The 18,499-nt window shown below is 71.1% G+C and carries 15 protein-coding genes and 1 tRNA gene; 7 read left to right on the top strand and 9 right to left on the bottom strand.

Annotation, left to right across the window (positions count from 1 at the left end):
- Window positions 1-35: 35 nt before the first annotated feature.
- Window positions 36-1,019, bottom strand: a complete 984-nt coding sequence (locus tag ACGFI7_RS06055) for a LacI family DNA-binding transcriptional regulator (protein ID WP_393401856.1) — start codon at window positions 1,017-1,019, stop codon at window positions 36-38.
- Window positions 1,020-1,253: 234 nt separating this feature from the next.
- On the opposite strand from ACGFI7_RS06055, the gene ACGFI7_RS06050 reads away from it, so the two are divergent.
- Entirely contained in the window at window positions 1,254-4,658 is a 3,405-nt protein-coding gene (locus tag ACGFI7_RS06050) for an alpha-L-arabinofuranosidase C-terminal domain-containing protein (protein ID WP_393399746.1), read from the top strand.
- Between the two features lie 41 nt (window positions 4,659-4,699).
- Here ACGFI7_RS06050 and ACGFI7_RS06045 read toward each other — a convergent pair whose 3' ends face one another.
- On the bottom strand, window positions 4,700-5,704 hold the full coding sequence (locus tag ACGFI7_RS06045) for a LacI family DNA-binding transcriptional regulator (protein WP_393399744.1): 1,005 nt from the start codon (window positions 5,702-5,704) through the stop codon (window positions 4,700-4,702).
- 120 nt (window positions 5,705-5,824) lie between these two features.
- Here ACGFI7_RS06045 and ACGFI7_RS06040 point away from each other — a divergent pair, with 120 nt between their 5' ends.
- The 6 genes from ACGFI7_RS06040 (at window position 5,825) to ACGFI7_RS06015 (ending at window position 11,430) form a co-directional block, all read left to right on the top strand.
- Window positions 5,825-7,090: an ABC transporter substrate-binding protein gene (locus ACGFI7_RS06040; RefSeq protein WP_393399742.1), complete on the top strand. Its 1,266-nt coding sequence runs from the start codon at window positions 5,825-5,827 to the stop codon at window positions 7,088-7,090.
- Complete coding sequence (locus ACGFI7_RS06035; protein ID WP_393399740.1) at window positions 7,087-8,004, top strand: carbohydrate ABC transporter permease; 918 nt, start codon at window positions 7,087-7,089, stop codon at window positions 8,002-8,004. Before ACGFI7_RS06040 ends, ACGFI7_RS06035 begins: the two co-directional genes overlap by 4 nt.
- Window positions 8,001-8,765, top strand: coding sequence for a carbohydrate ABC transporter permease (locus ACGFI7_RS06030; RefSeq protein ID WP_393399738.1), 765 nt, complete (start codon window positions 8,001-8,003; stop codon window positions 8,763-8,765). Before ACGFI7_RS06035 ends, ACGFI7_RS06030 begins: the two co-directional genes overlap by 4 nt.
- A complete protein-coding gene (locus ACGFI7_RS06025) occupies window positions 8,758-10,578 on the top strand; it encodes a glycoside hydrolase family 127 protein (protein WP_393399735.1) in 1,821 nt (606 codons plus the stop codon). The genes ACGFI7_RS06030 and ACGFI7_RS06025 overlap by 8 nt, the downstream gene beginning before the upstream one ends.
- A 193-nt stretch (window positions 10,579-10,771) precedes the next feature.
- Window positions 10,772-10,948: a DUF4236 domain-containing protein gene (locus ACGFI7_RS06020; protein WP_393399732.1), complete on the top strand. Its 177-nt coding sequence runs from the start codon at window positions 10,772-10,774 to the stop codon at window positions 10,946-10,948.
- 32 nt (window positions 10,949-10,980) lie between these two features.
- Window positions 10,981-11,430 carry a hypothetical protein gene (locus tag ACGFI7_RS06015; protein WP_393399729.1) on the top strand — a complete coding sequence of 150 codons (450 nt, stop codon included), beginning with the start codon at window positions 10,981-10,983 and terminating at the stop codon, window positions 11,428-11,430.
- Between the two features lie 4 nt (window positions 11,431-11,434).
- On the opposite strand, the gene ACGFI7_RS06010 is transcribed toward ACGFI7_RS06015, so the two are convergent.
- The 7 genes from ACGFI7_RS06010 to ACGFI7_RS05980 form a co-directional block, all read right to left on the bottom strand.
- Complete coding sequence (locus ACGFI7_RS06010; protein WP_393399726.1) at window positions 11,435-12,340, bottom strand: alpha/beta hydrolase family esterase; 906 nt, start codon at window positions 12,338-12,340, stop codon at window positions 11,435-11,437.
- 11 nt (window positions 12,341-12,351) lie between these two features.
- Window positions 12,352-13,821: an endo-1,4-beta-xylanase gene (locus tag ACGFI7_RS06005; RefSeq protein ID WP_393399723.1), complete on the bottom strand. Its 1,470-nt coding sequence runs from the start codon at window positions 13,819-13,821 to the stop codon at window positions 12,352-12,354.
- Window positions 13,822-14,338: 517 nt separating this feature from the next.
- Window positions 14,339-14,929 carry a TMEM175 family protein gene (locus ACGFI7_RS06000; RefSeq protein WP_393399720.1) on the bottom strand — a complete coding sequence of 197 codons (591 nt, stop codon included), beginning with the start codon at window positions 14,927-14,929 and terminating at the stop codon, window positions 14,339-14,341.
- 52 nt (window positions 14,930-14,981) lie between these two features.
- Entirely contained in the window at window positions 14,982-16,358 is a 1,377-nt protein-coding gene (locus ACGFI7_RS05995) for a hypothetical protein (RefSeq protein WP_393399717.1), read from the bottom strand.
- A gap of 192 nt (window positions 16,359-16,550) precedes the next feature.
- The gene (locus tag ACGFI7_RS05990) at window positions 16,551-17,465 is read right to left on the bottom strand and encodes an SMP-30/gluconolactonase/LRE family protein (RefSeq protein WP_393399715.1); all 915 of its coding nucleotides are present in this window, start codon (window positions 17,463-17,465) and stop codon (window positions 16,551-16,553) included.
- An 82-nt stretch (window positions 17,466-17,547) separates the two neighbouring features.
- Window positions 17,548-17,620, bottom strand: a tRNA-Ala gene (locus ACGFI7_RS05985).
- 45 nt (window positions 17,621-17,665) lie between these two features.
- Window positions 17,666-18,499, bottom strand: coding sequence for a metal-dependent hydrolase (locus ACGFI7_RS05980; protein WP_393399713.1), 834 nt, complete (start codon window positions 18,497-18,499; stop codon window positions 17,666-17,668).

Genomic DNA, 18,499 nt, shown 5'->3' with positions numbered 1-18,499 from the left:
AGGGATGTGTCAACGCCGTCCTGCCGGCGGCCGGCTCAGCGTCCGGCCGTGCTGACGCGGGTGACGAACATGGGAGGGACGACGAGCCGCTCGCTTGCCTGCGGCCCGCCGGCCTCGATCTGCCGCAGCAGCACCCCGATGCTGTGCCGCCCGACCGCGCCGAAATCCTGTCTGATGGTGGTGAGCGGCGGCGAGAAGTACGCCGACTCCGGGATGTCGTCGAAACCGACGACGCTCACCTGGCCGGGCACCCTCACCCCCTTCTCGGTGAAGGCCCGCAGCACGCCCAGCGCCATCTGGTCGTTGGCCACGAAGACCGCCGTGACGCCCGCCATGCTGGCCAGGCTGCGCCCGGCCTCGTAGCCGGAACGCGGGCTCCAGTCGCCGGCCAGCGGCTCGGGGACATCCCGGCCCGCCTGCTCCAGCGCGGACCGCCAGCCGGTGACCCGGCCTTCGGCCTCCAGCCAGTCGCCGGGCCCGCGCACGTGCCAGACCGTCTCGTGGCCCAGGCTCAGCAGGTGCTCGGTGGCGAGCCGGCCGCCCTCGACCTGGTCCACGCAGACGACCGGCACGTCACCGGCCTCGCCGCCCTCGACCGCGACCGCCGGGATGTCGAGCGGCAGGTCGGCCAGCGCCTGGGCGGCCGACCGCTGCGGCGCGACCACCACGATGCCGTCGACGCCCTGGTCCGCCAGGTAGTCGAGGGCGTCGCGGACGCCGGTCCTGTCGATGGACTTGAGGCTGACGATGCTGATGAAGTAACCGGCCGCCCTGGCCGCCTGCTCGATGCCGTACACCGTGCTGGCCGGACCGTAGAGCGTGGTGTCGAAGCTGACCACGCCCAGGGTCCTGGAGTGCTTGGTGACCAGCGCGCGGGCGACGAGGTTGCGGCGGTAGCCCAGCTTGTCGATCGCCTCCAGCACCCGGGTCCGGGTCTCGACGCGCACGTTGGGATGGTCGTTGAGGACGCGGGAAACCGTCTGATGGGACACGCCGGCCTCCTTGGCCACATCCGCCATCACCGGCGGACGGCGTCCTCGGACAGTTCCCACGGTCGTGCTCCTTTCGGGCTTGGCACGACTGTGAACGTTAACAAGCACGTCCGTCAAGGGTCGCTTTGATTACGGTCGCGTTACGCGGCGGACTCTTGACGGCGCATCACGGGCCCCCTTAACTAGGCGCTGTCGCTCGGTGTTAGCGCTAAACCTCCCTTGTTAGCGCTAACACCACCTCACGCCCCGAGGAGCTCCCGCATGACCCGATTAGCGTTGGCCATCCTGCTCGTGGCGGGGCTTATCACCGCGCCCGCGCAGGCGCGCGCCGCGGAACCGATCCCCGACGGGGCGGCCGTCGACCAGTTCGACGCGACCACGCTCGGCCCCGACTGGGCCGTGCTGGCCCGTGACGACACGCGGTGGTCGCTCACCGAGCAGCCCGGCGCGCTGCGCGTGCACGCCCTGCCCGGCGACACCTACCAAGGCGTCAACACGGCCAGGAACCTCTTCCTCATGGACATCCCGGCCGGCGACTTCGAGGTGGTCACCAGCGTCCGTGCCCCGGTCACGCTGGACTTCCAGAGCGCCGGCATCCTGGCCTGGCAGGACTGGGACAACTACGTCCGTGCGGGCCTGGCCCACGTGGGCTCCGCCGGCGGCCAGGTGATCGAGACCGACACCGAGGTCGGCGCGGCCTTCACCGCGTCCTTCGCCGCCCGGCCCGGCTCCTCCGCCGAGGTCGTCAAGCTGACCAGGACCGGCGACCAGTTCGTCTCCTCCACCTGGGACGGCTCCTCCTGGGTTGAGGCCTCCCGGGTGACGGCGGACATCGACGTCAGGCAGGTCGGCCTGTTCGCGCTGGCCGCCCAGAACGGCATGTCCATGGCGGCCGACTTCGACTACGTCGCGGTCAAGACCGCGCCGGGGCAGCCGGTGACGCCCGAGGGCCTGTTCACGCTCCGGCACGTGGGCGAGGATCCGTACCTGACGGCGGAGCGCGGCGTCGTGCGGGCGGCCGGGAAACCTCCGATGACCAGCCTGGCGCTGACCGCCGAGGCGGACAGCAGGCTGAAGGACGCGGCCTCCGGCAAGTATCTGGAGCTGGCCGGCGACCGGGTCCGGCTGGGCGGCGCCGGGTCGGCGTTCCAGCTCACCGACGCGGGCGGCGGCAAGGTCACCGTCAGCTCCGGCGAGCGCCGCCTCGCCGTGAGCCGGGGCGCGCTCGTGGCCGGGACCGAGGCGGGCAAGTTCCGCGTCGAGGGCTACACCACCGGCGAGCTGACCGTCGACACCGCGGCCAAGGGCACGAAGGTCGGCCCCGACCTGTACGGGGTGTTCTACGAGGACATCAACCATGCCGCCGACGGCGGGCTCTACGCCGAGCTGGTGCAGAACCGCTCGTTCGAGTTCGACCGGGTGGACGAGCCGAGCTACCACGGCCTGACCGCGTGGAGCGAGGTCGAACGCGGCGGCACGGCCACCGCGACCGTCACCGGCGACCGGCCGCTCAACCCGAACAACCGCAACTACCTGCGCCTGGAGGTGGCCGGCGGTCCGGCGGGCGTGCAGAACGCGGGCTTCAACAGCGGCCTGCCGCTGAAGCGGGGCGAGCGCTACGACCTGTCGTTCTGGGCCAGGCGCGACACTCCCGGCACGGTGACGGTGGCCGTCGAGAGCGGCTCGACCTCGTACGGGAAGGCGAGCGTGCGGGTGAAGGCGGGCGGCTGGACCAGGTACGAGGCGTCGTTCCGGGCGACCGGCACCACGGACGCCGGGCGGCTCGTGCTGCTGGCCCCCGAGGGCGGGACCGACCTGGACATGATCTCGCTGTTCCCGCGCGCCACCTTCAAGAACCGGCCGAACGGCATGCGGGCCGACCTGGCCGGGCTGATCGCCGACCTGAAGCCGCGCTTCCTGCGCTTCCCCGGCGGCTGCGTGACCAACGTCGGCACGTACGACCCGTACAGCGAGAACCAGGACCGGCGGCGCATCTACCAGTGGAAGGAGACGATCGGCCCGGTCGAGGAGCGGCCGACGAACTTCAACTTCTGGGGCTACAACCAGAGCTACGGGATCGGCTTCTACGAGTACTTCCAGTTCGCGGAGGACCTCGGGGCCGAGGCGCTGCCGGTGCTGTCGGTGGGCGTGAACGGCTGCGGCGAGAACCGGCCGCTGACGGAGGAGGCGAAGCTGGCCCGCTGGGTCCAGGACACGCTTGACCTGATCGAGTTCGCCAACGGGCCGGTGACCTCCACCTGGGGGAAGAAGCGGGCCCAGCTGGGGCATCCCAAGCCGTTCGGGCTGGACTACATCGGGCTCGGCAACGAGGAGATCTATCCGGAGTTCTTCGCCAACTACCCGAAGTTCGCGGACGCGATAAGGGCGAAATATCCGAATATTAAGATCATCAGCAACTCGGGCCAGACCTCACAGGGCGCCTGGTTCGACCGGATGTGGCAGTTCGCCCGCGACCAGAAGGCCGACCTGGTCGACGAGCACTACTACAACAACCCCGACTGGTTCCTGACCAACAACAAGCGCTACGACTCCTACGACCGCGAGGGCCCGAAGGTGTTCGTCGGCGAGTACGCCTCGCGCGGCAACACGTTCTTCAACGCGCTGTCCGAGGCGTCGTACCTGACCGGCATCGAGCGCAACGCCGACGTGGTGGAACTGGCCGCGTACGCGCCGCTGCTGGCCAACGTCGACTACGTGGACTGGACGCCGGACCTGATCTGGTTCGACAACGACGAGGCCTACGGGTCGCCGAGCTATCACGTGCAGAAGCTGTTCTCCAGGAACGTCGGCGACACCGTGCTGCCGAGCTCCTTCCAGGGCGCGAACCGCCCTGTCGAGGACATCGCCGGCGCGGTGGGGCTGGCCTCCTGGAACACCTCCGTCCGGTACGACGACGTCAAGGTGACGGCCGCCGACGGGACCGTCCTGCTTCAGGACGACTTCGCGGCGGGCGCCGATCAGTGGCGTCCCGGCACCGGCACCTGGGCGGTCCGTGACGGCGGGTACGAGCAGACGGCGCTGGTGGAGGACGCCCGGTCCACCGCCGGATCGGCGGACTGGTCGAACTACACGCTGGAGCTGACCGCCCGCAAGCTCGGCGGGGCCGAGGGCTTCCTGGTGATGTTCGGGGCCCGCGACAGCGGAAACTACTACTGGTGGAACCTCGGCGGCTGGAACAACACCCAGTCGGCGGTGGAGAAGGCGGTCAACGGCGCCAAGGCGTCGATCGCGACCTCCGCCACCACGATCGAGACCGGCCGCGACTACCGGGTGAAGGTGCAGGTGTCCGGCCGGAAGATCACGCTCTGGCTGGACGGGCAGAAGGTGAACGAGTTCACCGACCACGCCGTGGTGGAGCCGCTCTACCAGGTGGTGTCCAAGGACGCCAGGACCGGCGACCTGGTGATCAAGGCCGTCAACGCGCAGGACACCTCCGTGCGCGGCACGGTGGACCTGGGCCGGGCGCGGATCGGGGCGACGGCGACGGTCACCTCGCTGACGGGCGACCCCGCCGACGTCAACTCCATCGCCGCCCCTGACCGGATCGCGCCGGTGGAGCACCGGGTGACGGGCTTCTCCCGCTCGTTCACCTACGACTTCCCCGCCCACTCCGTCACCTTCATCAGGCTGAGAGGAGACCGGTGAGCCGGGCGGCCCGGGCAGGGGCACCCGCCCGGGCCGCCCTCTCACATCCGGGCGGTGGAGTCCCTGATGACGAGCCGGCAGTCCATCTTGTGGACGCCCGGCGTGGCCTTGCCGCCGATCGCCGCGAACAGGTGCTGGGCCGCCGTGCGCCCCAGCCGCTCCAGGCTGGGGTCGACGGTGGTCAGCGGCGGCCGGGTCTCGGCGGCCAGCACCTCCCAGTTGTCGTAGCCGACCACGGCGAGGTCGTCCGGGACGCGCCGGCCCAGCTCGCGGGCCGCCTCGACGAACCCGGCGGCGATCTGGTCGCTGCCGCAGAACACCGCGTCCACGTCGGAGCCGGCGGTCAGCAGCATCTCGGCGGCGTGCCGCCCCCAGCGCTGCGACCACGTGCCCCACAGGGTCTCGCCGGCCTGCGCCACCCCGGCCTCGGCGAGCGCGGCGGTCAGGCCCTCGGCCCGGTCGCGCGCGGCCTTGTAGTCGTCCGGGCCGGTGACGTGCGCGATCCGGCGGCGCCCGAGCGCGAGCAGGTGACGCACCGCGAGCATCGCCCCGCCCACGTCGTCGGGCACGAACGAGACATCCGACGGATCCTCCGACGGGCCGTACGCGTAGACCACCGGCACCGGCAGGTCCTTGCTCACCGAGGGCCGCGGGTCGGTGCTCTCCCCCACCACGATCAGCCCGTCGACGCGGCGCGACAGCAGCGCCCGCAGGTGGTGCTGCTCCCTGATCGCGTCGCCCCGGGCGTCGCACAGCAGGACCGCCATCTCACCCGCGCCGAACGCGTCCTCCGCCCCGAGCAGCACGGGGATGCTGAACCGGCCCGCGCTGTCGGAGGTGAGCAGCCCGACCGTGCGGGTCTGCCCGGACAGCAGCCCCCGGGCCAGCGGGCTGGGCTGGAACGCCAGCTCCTCGGCGGCCGCCAGCACCCGCTGCCGGGTCGAGGCCCGCACGTCCTGCCGCCCGTTGAGCGCCTTGGAGGCCGTGGCGATCGACACCCCCGCCAGCGAGGCCACATCACTGATGGTCGCCCGCCTAACCGCCATCTCTCGAAACCCTTTTCTCTCACCGATCAGCTAGAGCTGACCCTAACACCGTTGACATGGCTCGAGGTTTCTCTTACGTTTCCGAAAACCTTTTAGTCCGCGGGGACCGAAGGAGTCACCATGAGACGACGGCTGGCCGGTATGGCCACCCTCGCGTTGTTAACGCTCACCACCGCCTGCGGCGGAGGCGGGGGTGGAGGCGGGCAGCAACCCGCCGAGGGACCCGTGACGATCACCATGTGGACCAGGGCCGCGACCCAGGTGCAGAGCGAGCGGCTGGTCAAGGCCTACAACAGCAGCCACAGGAACCAGGTGAAGCTGACGGTCATCCCGACGGACAACTACCAGCCCCGCATCGCCGCCGCGGCGGGCGCCAAGCAGCTGCCCGACGTGTTCGCCGCCGACGTCATCTTCGTCCCGAACTACACCTCGCAGGGCCTGTTCCTGGACGTCACGGACAAGATCGCGGCTCTGCCGTTCAAGGACGGGCTCGCCCCGTCCCACATGAAGCTCGGCACGCTCGACGGCCGCCAGTACACCCTGCCGCACACGCTCGACCTGTCGGTCTGGTTCTGGAACAAGGACCTGTACGAGAAGGCCGGCCTGGACCCGGAGCAGGGACCGAAAACGCTTAAGGAGTTCGCCCAGCACGCCACCACCATCCAGGAGAAGCTCGGCAAGGACGGCAAGGTGCACGGCACGTTCTTCGGCGGCAACTGCGGCGGCTGCTACGTGTTCACCTTCTGGCCCTCGGTCTGGGCGGCCGGCGCCCAGGTGATGAACGCCGAGGGCACCGAGTCGCTCAACGACCAGCCGGCCATGACCGACGTGTTCACGATCTACCGCGAGCTGCACGAGAAGGGCGTCACCGGCCCCACCACCAAGGAGGAGCAGGGCCCGACCTGGACCGGCTTCTTCCCGAAGGGGGAGATCGGCGTCATGCCGATGCCGTCCACCACGCTCGGCGCGATGCCGGCCGACATGAAGATCGGCGTCACCGCGATCGCCGGCCCCGACGGCGGCGAGTCCACGTTCGTCGGCGGCGACTCGATCGGCATCTCCTCCACCTCGCGGAACGTCGAGGCGGCCTGGGAGTTCCTGGCCTGGACGGTCTCGGACGAGGCGCAGGTCGAGGTCATGGCCAAGAACAAGGACGTGGTCGCGCGGACCGACCTGGCCGACAACAAGTACTCCGCCGAGGACCCGCGCGTGGTGCTGATCAACTCGCTGGTCGGCAAGGGCGAGACGCCGTACGCGCTGCGCTTCGGGCAGACGTTCAACGACCCGCAGGGGCCCTGGCTGCGGCTGGCCCGCGAGGCGGTGTTCGGTGACGCCGCCCAGATCGGGCGGTTGAACACCGAGGTCACGAAGTCCCTGCAACCATGACGTTGACGCTCGGCAAGCCACGGGGACGGGCGGCGCACGGCGCGGCGCCCGTCCCCTGGTGGCGTGGGCGCAAGGCCCAGGGCTGGCTCTACGCCGCGCCCACCGCCGTCATCGTGGCCGTCCTGTTCATCGCGCCGCTCGCGCTGGTGCTGTGGATGTCGCTGCACCGCTGGCCGCTCCTCGGCCCGGCGACGTTCAACGCACCGGGCAACTACACGAAGATCGCCGACAATCCACTCTTCGTGGACGCGGTGTTCTTCACCCTGAAGTACACGGCGATCATCACGGTGCTGCTGTCGGCGTTCGCGCTCGCGCTGGCCCTGCTCGTGCAGGAGCGCAGGCCGGGCGTCGGCTTCTTCCGCACCGCGTTCTTCCTGCCCGGCGCGGTCGGCTTCGCCGCCACCTCGCTGCTGTTCTACGGCATGCTCAACGCCGACTTCGGGCCGATCGACCCGATCCTGCGGTCGGTGGGCCTGATCGACGAGCCGGTCAAGTGGACCGGCACGCCCGACATGGCGTTGTTCTCCACGATCGTGCTGGTGCTGTGGCGGTTCGCCGGGTTCAACATGCTGATCCTGCTGACCGGTCTGCAGGCGATCCCGACGGAGGTGTACGAGGCGGCCAGGAGCGACGGGGCCAACCGGTGGCAGATCTTCACCAAGATCACACTGCCGCTGCTGCGGCCGACGGTCGCGCTCATGCTGATCCTCAGCGTCACCGGGTCCCTGCTGGCCTTCGACCAGTTCTTCATCTTCACCAACGGCGGCCCGGACAACAGCACCGTGTCGATGGTGATGGTGATCTACCGCGACGCGTTCTTCCGCTTCGACCTCGGCGGCGCGGCGGCCATGTCGGTCGTGCTGCTTGTGGCGCTGGTCGGGCTGAACGTCCTCATGATGCGGAGGCTGCGGTGAGGTACTACACGACGATGACCGCGCTGGCGATCCTGTTCCTGTTCCCGCTGGTGTGGAGCGGCTACGCGTCGCTGGAGGAGCCGGCCAACTACGCGGACATGGCCGCCTTCGGCGAGGGCGTCGGCACGTACGCCACCAACAGCCTGCTGGTCGCGGTCATGACCGTGGGCGGCACGCTGGTGGTGTCGGCGTTCGGCGGCTACGCGTTCGCCCGGTTCGACTTCCCCGGCAAGAACCTGCTGTTCCTGGCCACGCTGGCGATCCTCATGGTGCCGTACGCGACGATCCTCATCCCGCTGTACGTGCTGCTCGGCTATCTCGGGCTGCAGAACTCGCTGGTCGGGCTGTCGCTGGTGTTCGTCATGTTCCAGCTGCCGTTCGCGCTGTTCATGATGCGCAACGCGTTCGAGGCGATCCCGCGCGAGCTGGAGGAGGCGGCGCTGGTCGACGGCTGCGGCACGTTCCGGGCGTTCACCAGGATCCTGCTGCACGCCGTGCGGCCGGCGCTGATCACCGTGGCCCTGTTCGCGTTCCTCGCCTCGTGGAACGACTTCTTCGCGCCGCTCATCCTGCTCAACGACGGCGCGTCGTTCACCCTGCCGGTGGCCGTGGTCAGCATGACGTCGCGCACCATGGGCGCGATCGACTACGGCATGCTCCAGGCCGGCGTCATGGTCATGGCCATCCCCTGTCTCATCCTGTTCATCGTGCTGCAGCGCCACTACGTGCGCGGATTCATGTCAGGAGCTCTGCGTGGCTAACCCCGTCCTGCCCTCTTCGGGCGTGCTGTCCCCTCTCGGCCTCGACGCGGTACGGATCACTCCCGGTTTCTGGGGAGACCGGGTGGCGCTCAACCGCGAGGTCACGATCGCGCACTGCCAGGAATGGATGGAACGGACCGGCTGGATCGGCAACTTCCGCGGCGAGCGCCCGCGCCGGGGACGCGAGTTCAGCGACTCGGAGATCTACAAGCTGCTGGAGGCGATGGCCTGGGCGGACCACCCCGCGCTGCCCGAGCTGGCCGAGACCGTCGCCAGGGCCCAGGAAGGCGACGGCTACCTCAACACCCGCTGGTCCGGCAGCCGCTACACCGACCTGGAGTGGGGCCACGAGCTGTACTGCTACGGCCACCTCATCCAGGCGGGCGTGGCCAGGCTGCGCACGCACGGCGAGGACCCGCTCACCCGGACGGCGGTGCGCGCCGCCGACCACGTCTGCCGCCGGTTCATGGAGGGCACGCAGACCGACGGCCATCCCGTGATCGAGATGGCGCTGGTGGAGCTCTACCGGGCCACCGGCGCCGAACGCTACCTGGAGATGGCCCGCCGGTTCGTGGAGCGCCGCGGGCTGCCCGCCCTGGGCGAGATCCATCTCGGGCGCGCGTACTTCCAGGACGACGTCCCCGTACGGCAGGCGACGGCGTTCCGCGGGCACGCGGTGCGCGCGCTCTACCTGGCGAGCGGCGCGGTCGACGTGGCGGTGGAGACCGGCGACGAGGAGCTGCTGAAGGCGATCGAGGACCAGTGGGAGCGCACGGTGGCCCGGCGCACCCACGTCACCGGCGGGATGGGCTCGCGGCACGCGGACGAGTCGTTCGGCGACGACTACGAGCTGCCGCCGGACCGGGCCTACTCCGAGACCTGCGCCGGCATCGCCTCGATCATGCTGTCGCACCGGCTGCTGCTGGCCACCGGCGACGTCCGCTACGCCGACCTGGCCGAGCGCACCCTGCACAACGTGCTGGCCACCTCGCCGGCGCTGGACGGGCGGTCGTTCTTCTACGCCAACCCGCTGGCGGTGCGGGTGCCGGCGCCGCCGCCGGACGGGATGGTCAACCACGCGGCGCAGGGCGGACTGCGCTCGCCCTGGTTCGACGTGTCGTGCTGCCCGAGCAACATCGCCCGCACGCTGGCGTCGGTGGCGGCGTACGTGGCCACGTCGGACGGCGACGGCGTGCGGATCCACCAGTTCACGCCGGGCGAGATCAGCCACGGCGAGCTGCGGCTGCGGGTGGAGACCGGCTATCCGTGGTCGGGGACCGTGCGGGTGCGGGTCCTCGACGACGGCACGGGACGGATCTCGCTGCGCGTCCCGGCCTGGGCCTCCTCCGCCACGCTGGCGCACGGGGGCGGGACCCGCCCGGTCGGGCCCGGGTACGCCGAGGCCGTCGGGAGCTGGCGGGCGGGTGACGAGCTGGTGCTTGAGCTGCCGATGGAGGCCCGCTGGACCTACCCGGACCGGCGGATCGACGCGGTCCGCGGCTGCGTCGCCGTCGAGCGGGGGCCGCTGGTGTACTGCGCGGAGTCCGCCGGGGACGAGCCGCCGCTGGCCGAGGTGGCCGTGCGGCCCGGCTCCGCGCTGGCCGAGCATGCCGAAGGGGAGGTGGTCGAGCTGGAGACCGAGGCCGTGCTCGGCGCCCCCGCGGCCGGCTCCTGGCCGTACCGGAGCGGCCCCGACGGCTGGGACGGGGACCACGGCGCCGAGCCCGGGGCGGCGTTGCGGCTCATCCCGTACCACCGCTGGGGCAACCGCGGGCCGGCCACCATGCGCGTCTGGCTTCCCGTCGCCGACTAGCAGGAGCACCCCGCGGGCCGCTCGCCGTCCCGCCCGGCGAGCCGGTGCGCCTGACCTGGCACGTTCCCGGTCACCGGTCACGTCACGGGCGGCACCCCGCCCGCGACGGCCACCATCGCCGTGACCTGACGGGGAACGTCCTCCGGTTCCGGATCGTTGTCGTAGGAGACGATCCGGAACCGGAGGTACCACGATGGGCTGGCATTACCGCAAGTCGATCAAAGTCGGGCCGTTCCGCGTGAACCTGTCGCGGCGCGGCGTCGGCCACAGCTACGGCAACCGCCGTTTCCGCGTGACGGTCGGCCCCGACGGCCGCCGCCGCCTCACCGTCCGCCTCCCCGGCGGCTTCCACTGGGGCAAGACCTTCTAGCGACCCCGTCCCGCTCTCCGTACGATCGAGGCATGTTCTTCGACCCGCCACCGGCGCGGGAAGAAGTGGCGCGACCGCCGCACCCGGCTCTCCCGGAGTGGTTCGCCCCGCCCGCCGCCGAGCTCGGCTCGACCCTCGCGAGCGACCGGGTGCTCGCCCGCAGCCCCCACGTGGCCGTCGCCCTGACCGGCGTCCGCTACGCCGACGGCGCCAAGGCCACCACCGTCGAAGGCGACCCCGGCACGTCCCCCGAACCGCCCACCGCCCCGCGGATCTCCTGGATCCCCGGCGGCGGTCCCCTGCGCAGCGGGCAGAGCTTCGGCGTCAACGCCCTGGCGCTGTGGCTGTGGCCGCTGCCGCCGCCCGAGCCCTTCGAGCTCGCCGTGGAATGGCCGCTGGGCGGCATCGGCCTCACCATCACCGAGCTCGACGGCGGCCCCGTCGGCGCCGCCGCCCGGCGGTCGGCGGCTTACTGGCCGTGAACCGTCACTTCCGGTCGAGGCCGAAGAAGTGGATCGCGTGCGCGGCCATCCCCGGATGCGGCAGGTCGTGCCCGGCGTCGGTGACCGTGTAGGCCTCGACCTGGCCGGACCCGTACCGTCGCAGGGTCCAGCCCGGGGCCGGGGTGGTGGTCGAGGTGGGCGTCGGGCTCACCCCGTGCACGTCCGTCCACTGCTCGACCTGCTTCTCCAGCAGGCCGAACTCCAGCACGTCGTCCACGGTGCCGTGCCAGGTCATCAGCCGGGGCCGCGGACCCTGGTGCCCGGGATGGGCGTCGCGGACCAGGTCGCCCCACTCCCGCGGGCTCCGGTCGGAGCAGCCGGGCGGCCCGAGACAGCCGAAGGGCACCCCGGCGAAGGCGGCGCCGGCCTGGAACACGTCGGGATAGGTGGCGAGCAGGTTGACGGTCTGCATCGCGCCGGAGGAGAACCCGGTGGCGAACACCCGCGCGGGGTCGCCGCCGTGCCGTCGCACGACGTAGTCGACCATCGACACGATCGAGCCGGGATCGCCGCCGCCGCCGTGCCGGAGCGCCTCGTCCGACCAGACGTCGAAGCAGTTCGTCAGGCCGTTGGCGCTCTTGTTGCCCTGCGGGTAGACGACGACGAAGCCGTGCTCGTCGGCCAGCGACGCGAACTCGGTCCGCCGGTGGAAGTCGGCGGCCCGGCCGTTGCAGCCGTGCATCACCACCAGGACGCCGGGACGCGCCGCCACGCCGGCAGGGACGTAGAGGTGCATCTCGATGCCGCCGGGGTTCGCGCCGAAGTCACCGATCCTGGTCAACGTCGCCGCTGTCGTCCCGGGCGCCGTGGCGACGCAACCGGCCAGGACGGTGATCACCGCGGCGATCACCGTCCAGGACCCGATCGGCACCGGCCGGTGCCGTCTCATGATCTGATCTCCTAGCCCCGGTTCCAGTTCCACTTCTGGTTGTTGCCGCCCCAGCAGGAGTACAGCTGCAGCTGGGTCCCGTTGCCGGTGCCGGCGTTGACGGCGTCGAGGCACAGGTTCGACTGGACCCCGACGATGGAGCCGTCGGAGTTGACGCGCCACTTCTGGTTGTCGCCGCCCCAGCAGGAGTAGATCTGCACCCTGGCGCCGTTGCCGGTGCCGGCGGCGTCGAGGCACTTGTTGCCGTAGACGCGGATCTCCTGCGCGGAGGTGTAGGACCACTGCTGGTTGGAGTTGGTGTGGCAGTCCCACAGCTGGAGCTGCGTGCCGTCGCTGGTCGAGGCGTTCGGCACGTCCACGCACCGCCCGGACGCCACGCCCCGGATCTGTCCCGGCGTGCCGGGGGTCGGCGTGTCGGTCGGGTCAGGGTCGGGGTCCGGGTCGGCGCTGTTGAGCGCGTTCAGGACGGAGTTGTACGCGGCCTTCTTGTTGCCGTTGCCGTCGAAGAGCAGCGGGCTGGTGTTGGCGCCGAGCCAGGAGTCGCTGTCCCGGACCCCCCAGACCGTGACGCCGGTGCAGCGCGCCACCGCCAGGCAGTCGTTGACGACGTTGGCGTACGTGGTGGCCGAGCCGCCCTGGATGTCCAGCTCGGTGATCTGCACGTCGACGCCCAGGGCGGCGAAGCTCTGGATGGTGGTGCGGTAGTTGCTGTTGTACGGGCTGTTGCTGTTGAAGTGCGACTGGAGGCCCACGCAGTCGATCGGCACGCCGCGCTGCTTGAAGTCGCGGACCATGTTGTAGACGCCCTGCGTCTTGGCCCAGCTCCAGTTGTCGATGTTGTAGTCGTTGTAGCAGAGCTTGGCGGACGGGTCGGCGGCCCGCGCGGTGCGGAAGGCCACCTCGATCCAGTCGTTGCCGGTCCGCTGGAGGTTGGAGTCGCGGCGGCCGCCGGAGTTGCCGTCGGCGTAGGCCTCGTTGACCACGTCCCAGGCGTAGATCTTGCCCCGGTAGTGCGCCATCACACCGTTGATGTGGTCGATCATCGCCTGGCGGAGGTTGCCGCCGGAGAGCGACTGCATCCAGCCGGGCTGCTGGTTGTGCCAGGCGAGGGTGTGGCCGCGGACCCGCTTGCCGTTCTGCACCGCCCAGTTGTAGACCCGGTCGCCGGCGCTGAAGTTGAACTGCCCCCGGTTGGGCTCGGTGGCGTCGATCTTCATCTCGTTCTCGGCGGTGATCATGTCGAACTCGCGGTTCGCGATCGTCGTGTACTGCCCGTCGCCCAGCTTGCCTGCGGCGATGGCGGTGCCGAAGTACCGGCCGCTCTGCTGGGCGGCGGCGGCGAGCGTGCTCTCCGCCGCGTTCGCGGGGGCGGACACCGCCAGCGCCGCGCCGACGATCCCGAGGGCGCCGACGGCGGCCACGAGACCGCGGACGGCGCCGAAACGTTCGGACGCGGATGAGCGTAAAGCGTTCAAGCCCATGCCTGACTCCCTACTGAAAGCTACGGGAAGAGGGATATGCGGGAACCCGGCGTACGACGCCGCGCCCCGGACCGGAGGCGCGCACCACGGCGGCGTCATGGCCGGCGGCCCTCGCCGATCACCACATCAGGCAGGGCCGACTGCCTCGGAGATCAGTGTGGGAAATGCCACCGAAACTTGTCAACATCTCAGCGAAATTTTCGGCCGGGCGATGATCCAGCGAGCGTGCGCCGCGGAGCGCGGAGCGCGGCGTGCGGAAGTGACGCGACAGGCGTAGGTAGATGAAAATTTCATCACCGCGCACGTAAGTTACGACCGCCGGACCTGCACCGCGACAACCTGGGTGTCCAGGGGGCCCTTGACGGCTTCTGACCCGTTGTGTTTACTCGCCGCCAGCACCACCGGGGTACCGAGGAGGGCCGCACCACAGCATGTGAACGCGAACATGGATCCCCGACCATGGGACGCGCGAAGACCGTCCGGCCTGGGTGGCACCACACGCCCAGGTCCCGGCACCTCATGTACGCAGACGGGACGACAGCGCGCCGGCCGGGATGGCCGCGCCCAGCCAGCAGAACGGCGCCAGCAACGGGCTGGCGAACGCGACCGGGACGGAGAGCAGGAAGAACGCGGGCACGATCGCGATGTCCGCCGACGTCCGCAGCACCCGCTCCCGGGGCAGGCCGCGGCTGAAGTAGCTCCAGCAGGCGAGTTCGGCCAGCCCGGCGGCGGCGATCGTGAGGGCGTAGAGGACCACGGCGACGGTCTCACCGCCGTACTCGGCCATGAGCTGTGAGGCGGCGGGGATGAGCACGATCGGGCCGAGGACCAGCAGGTTGAGCCAGAGACCCGGGTTGCCGACGCGCCGCACCGGGGCGAGGAGCTCGCGGTGCGCGATCCAGAACCGGCCGATCACGGCGAAGCTGAGCACGGCGCTGGCCAGGCTCGGGATGAGCCCGCGCAGGTGCGTGCCGAGTTCCTCCGGCGACATGCCGGGAGGCACGTCGAGGTTCAGGACGAGGATGGTGATCGCGATGGCGAACACCCCGTCGCTGAAGGCCAGCACCCTGTCCAGGCTCTCCCGCCCGGCTTTCTGGTCGTTCTCCACCGCTCCGGTCTAACAGCCGTGACCGGTCACGCGGGGGACGACATGCCGGGGGCTACCGGAGGCCGTCGGCGAAAGGCTTGGCCAGCTTGAGCAGGGCGTCGCGGGCGACGGCCGCCTCGAACGCGGGCTCCTTGTATCCCTGGGCCGTCACGACCCCGCCGCCCGTGGTGGTGCCGCGATAGGTGAGTTCGACCGTCTTCGCGCCGGCCAGCACCTCGACGAGGATCTCGCTCCTGGGCGGTTCGTCCGCGCGGCCCGGCCGGACGGTGGTGGAGACGACGGCGAACGCCCCGTCCCCGAGGCCGGGCAACCGTTCGCGGGCCTCGTAGGTGGTGCGGATCCGGTCGTCGCCGATGCCGCCCTTGGCGCGGTAGCGGTCGTACTTCTTCGCGTTCCGGTCGAACTGGTACGCCGCCTGCGCTGCGCTGCCCCAGTCGGCCACGTGCGCGTTCAGGCTGCCGCCGCGGGCGGTGTACTCCTGGCCGGGCTCGTGCTCGACCGGCTCGCGCACGGTCCAGGCGCAGACGGTCTGCGGGACGCGGCCGTCGGTGCTCTTGACGGACGGTCCGGAGACCTCGGGGAACAACGCCGCCCGCACGTCGTCGACGGCGAGGACGGCGCACGGCCCGGTGACCTTCACCTCGCCGGCGTCCCTGGCCATCTCGGCGGTGACCAGCGCGGCCACCTTCCCCGCGGCGGCCCGCACCGCGTCGCCGGTGAGCAGTTCGGGCCGGGTCCGGTTGCTTCCCCCGTACTCGATTTGAATCAGCCACGGCCCCTGCCGGACGAACACCGCGGCCTTCAGCCCGGTGCGGCCCGCCGAGCTCTGGCTGTACGACTCGTCGCCGTACCGCAGCTCCCTGAGGTCGCCGAACGCGGAGCCGGTGGTCCTGCCGTCGACGCGCTTGCCGTCGCGGACGTTGACCCGCCGGCGGTGCGTCTCCTTGTCCTGGGCGAACCGGCTCTCCGCGTGTCCGGCGGTGGCCGTGGCCCGCACCGCGACGGTGAGGACGCGGTGCCCGATGACGCCGTTCCCCACGTCCATCTTGCTGTTGCGCCAGGAGCAGCTCGCCCGCTTCTCCTCGGCGGTGGCGGACGGCGTGGCCGCGTCCCTCCCGCCGTACTTCCCGTCGGCGACCAGGCTCTCGCGCAGCGCGCCGGGGACGGCGGCGCAGAGCTGGTCGCCGCTGATCGGCCGCAGCTTCACCGCCGCGGCCGACCGCGACGGCTTCGGCTTCCCGGACGACCGGTTGGTGGTGCGGCCGGGGGCCGCCTCCCGTCCGCCGTCGCCCGCCCGCAGGAACCACCAGCCCGCGGCGGCCACGGCGACCAGCATGATGACGGCGAGCCCGGCGATGACGGCGATCAGCGCCTTCTTCCCGCCGCCTCCGCGCGGAGGAGGCCGCCACCCCCCGCCGGGCTCGCCCATCCCCCCTGGTCCGGGCAGGGGATGTCCGTACGGTCCCCTGGGGCCGGGTCCATGGGTCGGCGGATAGGGGGTCGACATTGACAGCCTTTCCGTACGAACCAGCGGTGGTCCGATGCCGGACCCATGGCTGACCACGAACCTACGGAAGACGGGCGCACAGGTGTGTCAGGCGAACACCCGACACCGCCGGCTTCAGGAAGCGGCCCAGACGGGACGGGCGCCGCGGACGCGCAGCATCATCGAGTAGAGCGAGGTGGTCGCGGTGATGAACACGCGGTTCCGCTTGGGCCCGCCGAAGACCAGGTTGGAGACGCTCTCCGGCAGGCCGAGCCGGGCGATGAGGGTCCCGTCGGGGTCGTAGCAGTGCACCGAGGACTCGAAGGCGGCCCACACGCGACCGGCGTCGTCCAGGCGCAGACCGTCGAAGCCGCCCCGGCCGTCGTGCCCGGCGAACACGCCGCCGCCCGCCAGGGTGCCGTCGTCGCGCACGTCGAAGGCCCGGATGTGGCGCTCCTGGGTGTCGGCGACGAAGAGCCTGCTCTCGTCCAGGGAGAAGGCCAGGCCGTTGGGCCGGGCGAAGTCGCCGGCGACCATCGCGGTCTCACCGGTGACCGGGTCGATCCGGTAGACGTGGCAGCCGTCGATCTCCTGCTCGGCCCGATGCCCTTCGTAGTCGCTGAGGATCCCGTACGGCGGGTCGGTGAACCAGATCGACCCGTCGGAGCGGACCACCACGTCGTTCGGGCTGTTGAGCCGCCTGCCCTGCCAGCTGTCGGACAGGACGGTGATCGCGCCGTCGTGCTCGGTCCTGGTGACCCGGCGGGCGCCGTGCTCGCAGGAGATCAGCCGGCCCTCGCGGTCGAGGGTGTTGCCGTTGACGTAGCCGGACGGCTGCCGGAACGGCCCCACCGCGCCGGTCAGCTCGTCCCAGCGCAGCATGCGGTCGTTGGGGATGTCGCTCCACACCAGGAACCGGCCCGCCGGGAAGTAGACCGGCCCTTCGGCCCAGCGGCTCCCCCGGTGCAGGCGTTCGACGTGGTGGTCGCCGCCTCGCACGCTCGCGGCGCGCTCGTCGAACGCCTCGAACTCCACGGGGATGAGATCCACGGCGACGGCCTCCCTCGGTGACGGAAGGTCCATTCATACCAAGACCCCTGCCGGGACGACAGGGGTCGGGTGACGAGAGGGGTGGAGCTATGGGGATTCGAACCCCAGACCTCTTCCATGCCATGGAAGCGCGCTACCAACTGCGCCATAGCCCCTTGCGGATGCGTCGCCAAGTGTATCCGAATTTCCGGCCGCCCGTGTCAGGCTCCGGCCGGGGTGACGGTGGTGCGCATGGTGAGCGACTGCTCGCCGGTCTCCAGTGTGACCGTGACCTCGCCCAGTTCGCCCGTGCTCCGCAGGTGGGTGCCGCCGCACGGGATCGACGCCTCGCCTTCGGGCAGGGCGCAGCGCCAGGTGCGGCGGGCGGTGAGGCCGGGCCCCGGCACGTCGATCCGGACCGGCGCGTCGGCCGACACCCAGGTCTTGAGCCGTTCGGCGACCTCGCTCGCGGTCTCGGCGGGGTCCAGCCCGTCGGCGGTGAACCCCTTCTTGCGCAGCGACTTGCCCAGCCGGTACTCGTCGACGCTCCCGTACGGGACGATCCGGGAAGCGGTGATGGCGGTCTGGTCGAAGTCGGGGTTGCCGAGCCGGTCGCGCGCCGTCTCCTTGCGCCAGCGGCCGGCCAGGGCGGCGTTGAGCGCGAGCGCGGCCAGGTGGCAGGCGGTGTGCCCGGCCGACAGGGCGGCCCGGTGCCCCGGATCCACCTCCAGCGCCACCTCGGCTCCCAGGTCCAGCGGGGTCTCGGTGACGTGCACGACCAGCCAGTCCCAGCCGTCGGCGCCGCGCCGCACGGGGATGTCCGCGCCCAGCAGCACCTCGCCGCCGGGCTCCCGGGCGCCGGTCACGCAGTCGAGCACCGGCAGCCCGCCGATGACGCCACGGTCGGCGGGCTGGTCGGGCCAGGTGTGGTCGAGGGGGTGGAACGGCGTCTCGGTGACGACGAGGCCGTGCCGCTCCCCCACCGGCACGGCCCCGACGATCTCGGAACGGCCACTGACATGACCGTAAGGGAAGGTGACAACTGTCGATTCCAC

This window comes from Nonomuraea sp. NPDC048826 (assembly GCF_043198225.1).
GTDB lineage: Bacteria > Actinomycetota > Actinomycetes > Streptosporangiales > Streptosporangiaceae > Nonomuraea.
Note: the sequence above shows the minus strand (reverse complement) of the source record. Positions and strands in the feature narration are given on the sequence as shown.